Annotated in this window: 6 protein-coding genes; all 6 read right to left on the reverse strand. The window is 74.5% G+C overall.

The window, feature by feature from the left end:
- Window positions 1–655, reverse strand: a 655-nt coding sequence (locus tag CCN44_RS31770; RefSeq protein ID WP_143650079.1) for an FkbM family methyltransferase, incomplete at its 3' end; no start/stop codon positions are given.
- Window positions 652–1,788 carry an alpha/beta fold hydrolase gene (locus tag CCN44_RS31775; protein WP_086701557.1) on the reverse strand — a complete coding sequence of 379 codons (1,137 nt, stop codon included), beginning with the start codon at window positions 1,786–1,788 and terminating at the stop codon, window positions 652–654. The genes CCN44_RS31775 and CCN44_RS31770, both read right to left, overlap by 4 nt.
- On the reverse strand, window positions 1,788–2,747 hold the full coding sequence (locus CCN44_RS31780; RefSeq protein ID WP_059256073.1) for a chlorinating enzyme: 960 nt from the start codon (window positions 2,745–2,747) through the stop codon (window positions 1,788–1,790). Before CCN44_RS31780 ends, CCN44_RS31775 begins: the two co-directional genes overlap by 1 nt.
- Window positions 2,744–4,573, reverse strand: a complete 1,830-nt coding sequence (locus tag CCN44_RS31785; protein WP_086701560.1) for an amino acid adenylation domain-containing protein — start codon at window positions 4,571–4,573, stop codon at window positions 2,744–2,746. Before CCN44_RS31785 ends, CCN44_RS31780 begins: the two co-directional genes overlap by 4 nt.
- Window positions 4,574–4,646: 73 nt before the next feature.
- On the reverse strand, window positions 4,647–4,847 hold the full coding sequence (locus tag CCN44_RS31790; RefSeq protein ID WP_086701563.1) for an MbtH family protein: 201 nt from the start codon (window positions 4,845–4,847) through the stop codon (window positions 4,647–4,649).
- A gap of 213 nt (window positions 4,848–5,060) precedes the next feature.
- Window positions 5,061–6,526 (reverse strand): non-ribosomal peptide synthetase (locus CCN44_RS31795; protein WP_143650081.1); only part of this gene is annotated, 1,466 nt, incomplete at its 5' end.

Consider the following 6,526-nt stretch of genomic DNA (forward strand, 5'->3'; position numbering starts at 1 on the left):
CGGCCATCAGCCGGTCCTGCGGGGCCGCGCCCTCGCTGTCGGCCCCGGTGAGCAGATAGCCGCGCAGCGTCCGCCGGTCGTCGTCGGGGTCCGCGAAGGCGCCGGACATCACGCTGTTGTGCGGGTAGAAGGTGAAGTCCGTCTGTCCCTCGGCGGCTCCCACGGCCTTGCCGACGACCGTGACGTCGGCCGCGTGCAGCTCGGCGTTGACGGCCACCGCGGCGGCGAGTTCGGCGAGCGGTTCGCAGGCGATGATCCGCGCGCCGGGACTGCGGCGGGCCGCGCACAGGGTGAACATGCCGATGTTGGCGCCGACGTCGACGACGACGGCGCCGGCGGGCAGTTCGACGCCGTGCCGGAAGTAGACGTCGTCCACGAAGATCTCGCGGTGGAGGAAGTCGCTCTCGGTGCGGTTGACTCCGGCCACCCGCAGGTCGGCGGCGGGCTCGTGCCAGCTGAGCGGGCCGAGGCGGCCCGCGGCCTCCACGGCCGCCGAGCGGTGCAGCAGCGGCGCCCGCTCGGGATCGGGGACCAGGCGGACCACGGCCGCCCCGCCGCCGTCCGGTATCTCGACGGCGGCGTCCGCCACGGCGTCGTGCTCGCACAGCACCGCCACGAGCCGGCCGCTGTGGCCGGTGTCCTCGAACTGCCTCATGCGTCCTCCAGGACGTCGCTCAGGAACCGCTCGGCGATGCGGACCACCTCCGGGCCCGCGTCGAACGCGGTGAGGTGGTCGCCGGTCGGCCGGGTGACCAGGCGGGCCCGGGGCAGGCGGGCCGCGACGTACCGCGATCCGGCGGGGTGGGCGGTGACGTCGTCCCGGCTGGTCACCACGAGGGCGGGCGGGGCGGCGGACAGGTACGGGCGGGAGTCGTGGGACATGATCGCTCCGTTGAGCAGGCCGTAGCGGTGCAGCAACAGGGGTGTCGCGTAGGGGTAGATGAGGTGGTGGGCGATGTCGGGGCGCAGCGAGTCCAGCACCACGGGGCGGCGCATCAGCCGGTGCACGCCCGTCGCCTTCTCCTCGCTGCGGGCGGCCATCGCCATCATGGCCTGCATGTCGCGCTGGTGCTCGGTCCTGGGCGCCGCGTCCCCGAGGTCGTAGTCGCCGTGCCACAGGCTGAGCGAGCTGACGCGGGGTCCGGCGGTGGCCGCCGCGGCCAGGGCGACGACCGCTCCGCCGCACAGCCCCATGACGTGGGCGCCGGGGACGTCCAGGGCGTCGAGCACCGCGAGCAGGTCGCCGGCCTGGGAGGCGACGTCGTGTGCGGTGAGCGGGGCGGGGCGCTGCCCGCCGGGTTCGGCGAACATGCCCCGGCTCTCCCAGGTCACCACGCGGAACGGTCCGGCCAGCGCCCGCATCCAGCCCGCGGCGAGCCCCGCCGGCATGCCGCAGGCGGTCACCAGGGCGACGACGGGGGCCTCCGGGGGGCCTGCCGACCAGCAGCGCAGCACGGTGCCGTCGGCCGCCCGGGCCGGTACCGGGCCGGCGCCGTGCCGCAGCGCCGCGGGGCGGGCGGGCGCCCCCGCCCGGTCCGGCCCGGCAACCGTGCGGTCCTCGGCGCAGGCGCGGGCCAGGTGCCGGCTGAGCGCGAGTTCCACCGACCACAGGCCGGCCGGGTCCGGGACCACCTCCAGGCGGGGCAGTCCGAGCCGTGCGGTGACGGCGTCCAGCCGTTGCTGGGACAGCGGGGCGCGGGCCGGGGAGGCGATCCGCAGGCCGGGTACGGCGCGGACGAGGGCGTCCGCGTCGGTGAGCGCCTCCGCCAGGCGCCCCGGGGAATCCATCACCGGCCCGCCGGCCGGGACCGGCGCTGGAAGGGGACGCCGCGGGTGGTGTGTGCGGCGAGCGTGTTGTGGCCGTAGCGGTCCTCGCCGCAGACCAGCACCGCGCCGTACCGGTCCAGGCCGACCGTCCCGCCGTACTCCTCGATGACCTGGGTGCCGGGGTAGACGCGCACCGAGGTCGGGACGTACCGGGCCGCGTAGCCCATCCTCATCTGCTTGCTGGTGCCGGCGTGGGGGTGGGAGGCGTGCATGAGGGTCGACCAGAAGACGATGAACTGGCCGGCGCGCATCTCCATCGACACCGCCTTCGACTCGTCGGGCTTGAAGTCCGGGTCGATCTGCAGTTCCCGGTAGTCGTATCCGAAGAAGCCGCGCCGCACGCCGTCCTTCACCACCGACGCGTTCCGTTCCGGGGCGTAGTGCATGCGCTTGGTCTCGTCGTAGTTCATGGACTCGTGGGTGCCGGGGATGAACTGCAGGCAGCCCATGTCGACGGTGGCCTCGCTGAAGGCGCACCAGACGGTGATGGTGCCGCCGAACCGGGACTCGCCGGGCCACAGGATCTGCGGGGTGCCCGAGGCGTTGGCGAAGGTGTCGGCCTGGTGCCAGTCGGTGCCCTCGTCGCCCGGGTTCTTGGGGAAGAACTCGGTGCGCCAGCACAGCACGTCGGGGCCGAGGATGCCGGCGACCCGGTCCACGATCTCCGGGCGGGTGATGTGCCGGGCCAGGAACCGGTGGTCGAGGTGGCGGTCGTAGTTGGCGATGTTGTTGCCGCCCGAGACGGCGGCCTCGTCGCGGTAGACGGCGTGGCTGCGGTCGAGCAGTTCCAGCCGGGTCCGGCCCCACTCCTGGGCGATCTCCTCGGGTTCGTAGAGGGTGAAGGGTCCCGCGAAGCCGTCGCGGTGGAAGGCCGCCAGTTCCTCCGGGGTGAGGGAGAAGTCCGTGGTCTGCGCCGTCATGGTGTCTCCGTAAGGTGTCCGGCGCGCTGTGCCAGCGCGGCGTCGACGTGCGGGGTGAGCGCGCCCACCGTCGCCCCGCCGATCAGGACGGTGATGTCGAGATCGGTGGCGAATTCCTCGTTGACCCGGGTGAACATCCGCACCAGGGTCAGGGAGGTGCCGCCCAGGGAGAAGAAGTCCTCGTCGTCTCCCACGTGGGGCACGTCCAGCACGGACCGCCAGATCGCGGCGATCCGCTCCGCGGTGCCCTGGGTGCCGCCGGCCGGTCCGGCGGGTCGGGCCGCGCCCGGCGGCGCGGGCAGCCGGCCCTTGTCCACCTTGCCGTTGTCGGTGAGCGGCAGGTCGGTCAGCGTGATGTAGCGGGACGGGCGCAGGTATCCGGGCAGCAGTTCCTCGGCGCGCTTGGCCAGTTCGGCGGCGAGGGACTCCGGGGCGGCGGCGGACTGCACGTACGCGATGAGCCGCACGTCGGCGTCGCCGTGGTCGTGCGGGACGACGACCGCCCGCCGGACCTCGTCGTGACCGGTCAGCACCGCCTCGATCTCACCCGGTTCGACGCGGTGGCCCCGGATCTTGAGCTGGTCGTCCACCCGGCCCAGATAGCCGTAGCCGCCCTCGGGCAGGGCGACGACCCGGTCCCCGGTGCGCAGGCGGCGGTGCGGTACGCCGTCGGCTCCGACGTGTACGACGAACCGCTCGGCCTCCGGTTCCGGGCGGCCCAGATAGCCGCGGGCCAGTCCGGGCCCCTCGATGTACAGCTCGCCGGGCTCGCCGTCGGCGGACGGCGTGCCGTCGTCCGCGAGCAGGTGGAAGGCGAGGTCGGCGAGCGGGGTGCCGATCGGGCTGGGCCCGTGCCGGTCCAGGTCGGCGCGGTGCAGAGGCCGGTACGACGCGTGGACCGTCGCCTCCGTGATGCCGTACATGTTGACCAGCCGGGGGCGGTCGGTGCCGTAGCGGTCCGTCCAGGGCCGCAGCGCCGCCACGTCCAGCGCCTCGCCGCCGAGGATCACCAGCCGCAGCGCCCCCGGGTCGGCGCCGGCCCGCTGGTCGGCCGCGACGAGCCCGTGGAACGCCGAGGGTGTCTGGCTGAGCACGGTGACGCCCTCGGTGCGCAGCAGTTCGCGGAAGGCCTGCGGTGCCCGGGCGACCTCCCGGGGGACGATCAGCAGGCGCCCGCCCGACAGCAGGGGGCCCCAGATCTCCCACACGGAGAAGTCGAACGCGGCGGAGTGGAACATCGACCACACGTCGTGCTCGTCGAAGGCGAGGTGCTCCCGTACGACGTCGAACAGGCGCAGCACGCTGTGCTGTTCCACCAGGACGCCCTTGGGGTCGCCGGTGGACCCGGAGGTGTAGATGACGTACGCGAGGTCGTGGCCGTCCCCGGCGGGGCCGGGGGCGGGGGTCCCGGCCGGCGTGGCGGGCACCTCGTCCAGGGTGACGACCCGGACGTCCGGGCACTGCTGGGCGCCCGTGAGCAGGTGTGCGGTGCCGGCGGTGACGACGGCCAGTTCACAGCCGCTGTCGCGGACCGTCCACGCGATCCGGGCCGGCGGGTACTCCGGGTCGATCGGCAGGTAGGCGGCGCCCGCCTTGAGGATGCCGAGCATCCCCACGACGAGGTCGGTGCGGCGCGGGGTCAGCAGGGTCACCGGCGAGCCCCTGCGCGCGCCCGCCCGGAGCAGTGTCCCGGCGAGCGCGTCCGAGCGCGCGTCCAGTTCGCGGTAGGTGAGGTCACCGTCCGGCGCGGTGACCGCCGTCCTGTCCGGGAATTGCGCGACCGCACCCCGGAACGCCTGGGTGATCGTTCGGGCTGCCTGGGGCATCCGCCCTCCTCGTGTGTGGGCTCGGTTCCTGCAAGACGTCGGGGTGCTCCCGGACGGGACCGGCCGACGGCGGTCAGGGCTCCATGGCCCGCCGCAGACTGAGCGGCCTCATGTCGGTCCACCGGGTCTCGATGTCGGCCAGGCAGTCGTCCTTGGTCGCGGCCCGGCCCACCGCCCGCCAGCCGGCCGGTACCTCCCGGCCGGCGGGCCAGACGGAGTACTGCTCCTCGTCGTTGACGACGACGACGTAGCGTTCGGTCACGGCGTCGGTCATGTCCGCTCCCTGAGTGTCGGTTCCGTTCGGTTCCGGTTCGGTGTGTGCGCGGGTCCCGGCCCGGGCCGGCGGCTGCGCGGGCCGGAGGAGGACGAGACATCCGGGGGCGTGCGGCCCACCCGCGCCGCGGCCCCTCGGAAAGGTCGGGTGATCTTGCTGGCAGCATGTCATCCGGGGCGGCGGTGCGAGAGTCGGGAGGCTCCCGCACAGCCGTCATGTCCGGGTGTCCGGCGCGGTGTCGGGGAGGTGCCCGGCTTGCCCCCGGGCGGCCAGCAGCTCCGCCACCTGTGCGTCGGACAACTCGGCCAGCCAGTCCAGCACTTCGTCCAGCTCCGCGCCGTCGGTCTGGGCCAGCTGACGGGTCTGGACCAGGGCGGCGAGCCGCTCGACGGTCAGCGGGCCGCCGCCCAGCAGTTCCCCGACCGGCAGTTCCAGTCCGAAGGCGGCGCGGACGCGCACCGCGAGCCGGGTGGCCAGCAGCGAGTGGCCGCCGAGGGCGAAGAAGTCGTCGGTGACGGACGGCTCCTCGATGCCCAGCACCTCGCTCCAGATGCCCGCGAGCGCGCGTTCCACGGCGTCGCGGGGGGCGATCCGGGCGGGCGCACCGGGCCGGCCGGCCGCGTCGTGGGCGGCGGGTTCCGGCAGCGCGGCCAGGTCCAGTTTGCCGTGCGGGCTGACCGGCAGCCGGTCCAGCAGGCACACGGCGTCGGGCAGCAGGCCGGGGGGCAGCCGTTCGGCCAGGAAGGCGCGCAGTGCGCCGGGGTCCGGCGGCGCGGCGGTCCCGGTCACCGCCCAGGCCAGCAGGCGCGGCCGGCCGTCCGGTCCGGGGCGGGCCGCCACCACGGCGGTGCGGACCGCCGGGTGGCGGCCGAGGACGGTTTCGATCTCGGCGGCCTCCACGCGCTGTCCGCGGATCTTGTACTGCCGGTCGGCCCGGCCCAGGAACTCCAGGCTGCCGTCGGGCAGGTGGCGTCCGCGGTCCCCGGTGCGGTAGAGCCGGGCGCCGGGGACGAAGGGGTGCGGGACGAACTTCTCGGCGGTGAGCGCCGGTTGCCCGAGGTAGCCGCGGGCGGGTGCGAGTCCGCCGATGTACAGCTCGCCGGGTGCCATGGGCGGGGCCAGGTGTCCGGCGGCGTCCAGGACGTACACCTCGGTGCCGGCGATCGGCCGGCCGATGGGCAGGCGGGTGTTCCCGGCCGGTGGCATCGGGACCGGCTGGGCGGTGACCTCGATGGCCGTCTCGGCGGGTCCGTACAGGTTGTGCAGCTCCACTCCGGGCAGGACCCGGGCGAAGCGCTCGGCGAGGGCGGCCGGCAGTTCCTCACCGCTGCACACCACGCGGCGCAGTACGGACGCGCAGGTCGCCACCTGGGGTTCCTCCAGGAAGGCATCGAGCATGGACGGCACGAAATGGCACGTGGTGATCGCGTGCCGGGTGATCAGCCGGGCGAGGTAGTAGGGGTCGCGGTGGCCCTCGGGCCGGGCCAGGACCACGGTGGCGCCGGTGGTCAGCGGGGCCAGGAGTTCCCAGCCGGCGACGTCGAAGCTCATCGGTGTCTTGTGCAGGACGGCCTCGCCGGGGCGCATCCCGAACTCCCGGTGCATCCACACCAGCCGGTTGGCGAGCGCGGCGTGCGGGGTCATGACCGCCTTGGGTTCCCCGGTGGAGCCGGAGGTGT

Origin of the sequence: Streptomyces tricolor (genome assembly GCF_002155905.1) — a bacterium.
In the GTDB taxonomy this organism is placed as follows: Bacteria; Actinomycetota; Actinomycetes; order Streptomycetales; family Streptomycetaceae; genus Streptomyces; species Streptomyces tricolor.

Excerpts from the sequence above, each read along its gene's own strand:
- CCN44_RS31775 (WP_086701557.1), bottom strand. The coding sequence starts at position 1,788 with ATGGATTCCCCGGGGCGCCTGGCGGAGGCGCTCACCGACGCGGACGCC.
- CCN44_RS31780 (WP_059256073.1), bottom strand. The coding sequence starts at position 2,747 with ATGACGGCGCAGACCACGGACTTCTCCCTCACCCCGGAGGAACTGGCG.
- CCN44_RS31785 (WP_086701560.1), bottom strand. The coding sequence starts at position 4,573 with ATGCCCCAGGCAGCCCGAACGATCACCCAGGCGTTCCGGGGTGCGGTC.
- CCN44_RS31790 (WP_086701563.1), bottom strand. The coding sequence starts at position 4,847 with ATGACCGACGCCGTGACCGAACGCTACGTCGTCGTCGTCAACGACGAG.